This window comes from Actinosynnema sp. NPDC023658 (assembly GCF_040639995.1).
GTDB lineage: Bacteria > Actinomycetota > Actinomycetes > Mycobacteriales > Pseudonocardiaceae > Actinosynnema.
This window is the reverse complement of record NZ_JBFAAX010001176.1, coordinates 1-1,606: the sequence shown is the minus strand read 5'-3', so window position 1 is coordinate 1,606 and position 1,606 is coordinate 1. Positions and strand designations below refer to the sequence as shown.

2 protein-coding genes are annotated in these 1,606 nt (G+C 74.0%); both read right to left on the bottom strand.

Annotation, left to right across the window (positions count from 1 at the left end; all coding sequences use genetic code 11):
• On the bottom strand, positions 1-570 hold a 570-nt coding region (locus AB0G02_RS39285), incomplete at its 3' end, for a serine hydrolase domain-containing protein (RefSeq protein ID WP_360805325.1).
• The gene (locus AB0G02_RS39280; protein ID WP_360805322.1) at positions 567-1,472 is read right to left on the bottom strand and encodes a hypothetical protein; all 906 of its coding nucleotides are present in this window, start codon (positions 1,470-1,472) and stop codon (positions 567-569) included. The genes AB0G02_RS39285 and AB0G02_RS39280, both read right to left, overlap by 4 nt.
• Positions 1,473-1,606 lie beyond the last annotated feature (134 nt).

Sequence of the window (1,606 nt, the reverse complement as noted above, 5' to 3'; positions counted from 1 at the left end):
GTGCCAGTGGCCAGTGAGCTGGTCGGTGCTCGCGCAGTCGGTGCCCGACAGCTCCAACGGGCGCAGCACGCGCCGGGCCAGCACCTCCTCGAACGGCAGGTCCGCGGCCCGTGCCAGGGCCAGGCCGAGCACGCCCACCCCGAAGTTGGAGTACCTCACGCCCGGCCGCGTGCGCGCCCGGGCGAGGGACCTCAGCACGTCCTCGACCGCGTAGTCCCGGTAGGGGTTGGTGTACCAGGCGCGCAGCGCCGAGCGCCACAGGCCCGGCGGGAGGCCGGGCAGGCCCGACGAGTGCGTGGCGAGCTGCTCCAGCGTCACCGGGAGGCGCGTGGACGGCAGGTAGCGGTCAACGGGGTGGTCGTGCGCCACCTCCCCGAGCGCCGCCATCTCCGCGAGCAGCAGGCCGGTGAACGTCTTGGTCAGCGAGCCCAGCTCGAACCGCGCGTCGGGCGTGACGCCGTCCGACGTGAGCAGCAGGTCCTCGTCACCGCACCGCACCCCGATCGCGACGTCCCGCCCCTCCGCGAGCAGCGGCGTCACCACGTGGGCGATCCGCGAGCGGACCGTCACGGAACGATCAGGGCGCGCGACAGCGCCAGGGTGCCCGCGACCGCCGCCACGATCGTGGTGTGCTGCTGGTCCGAGAAGCGCTGCGCCGGGTCGTCCGCCACGGGCGTGCCGTCGCGGGGCACCAGGCCGTCGTCGTGCTGCGCGCCCGCCAGCACGTCCCACTCCGCCTGCTCCAACCGCGGTGTCGGCAGGCAGACGCCGACGATGAGCAGCTCGCCCACCAGGTCCCACTGCTCCACCTCGGACCAGATGTCGATCCACGCCGGCAGCCACGTGTCGAGGTAGGCGGCGATGTCGGCGGGCAGCCCCTCCGGCCGCGCGCCCCAGTCGGTCAGGTGGAACACCGTGTGCGTCACGCTGTAGCCGGTCATCCAGTCGATGGCCCACGCCGGCGGCGTCGAGCCCAGCCAGGTGGCCTGGGTGAGGGCCGGCCAGTCCTCGCGCTGGTCCAGACCGAGGATGCGCCGGGCGTTGGCCACGGCCAGCCGCCGGTTCGGCACGACCTCGGTCATCGAGTCGACGGCCGACAGGTGCGCGAGCAGCTCGTCCATCCGCTCGTGCCGCAGGCCCACCCGGGTGAAGTGCGCGTAGGTCTCCATCGGGTCGGTGAGCAGCGAGTGCCGGAGCTGCCGCTCGTAGAGCAGGTCGCCCTGCCGCATCTGCCGCCACGTGAACTCCAGCAGCTCGCGGGCGTGGGCCAGACCGGTCGGACCGGCCACGCCCTCGCGCAGCACCAGCGAGGCGACCAGGGCCGACTCGGACAGCGGCTTGTAGGCCCGGTTGGGGTCGTCGAAGTCGGCGTCGGTGTCCGGGGGCAGGCCGCCGAGGTGCTGGTTGGCGCGCAGCCAGCCCAGCGCGCGGCTGCCCAGTTCGTGCGCGGTGCGGGCGATCGTCGCGGTCATGCCGGCTCCGGTGCGAGCAGTCGACGGGCGATGGCCAGGTCGAGCCGCAGGCGCGGCTCGTTCGCGGTGTGCAGGCGGATGTCCTCCACGAGCAGCGCCGCGTCCCGGGGCAACGGGACGTGGGACCGGTTCAG

Excerpts from the sequence above, each read along its gene's own strand:
- AB0G02_RS39280 (WP_360805322.1), bottom strand. The coding sequence starts at position 1,472 with ATGACCGCGACGATCGCCCGCACCGCGCACGAACTGGGCAGCCGCGCG.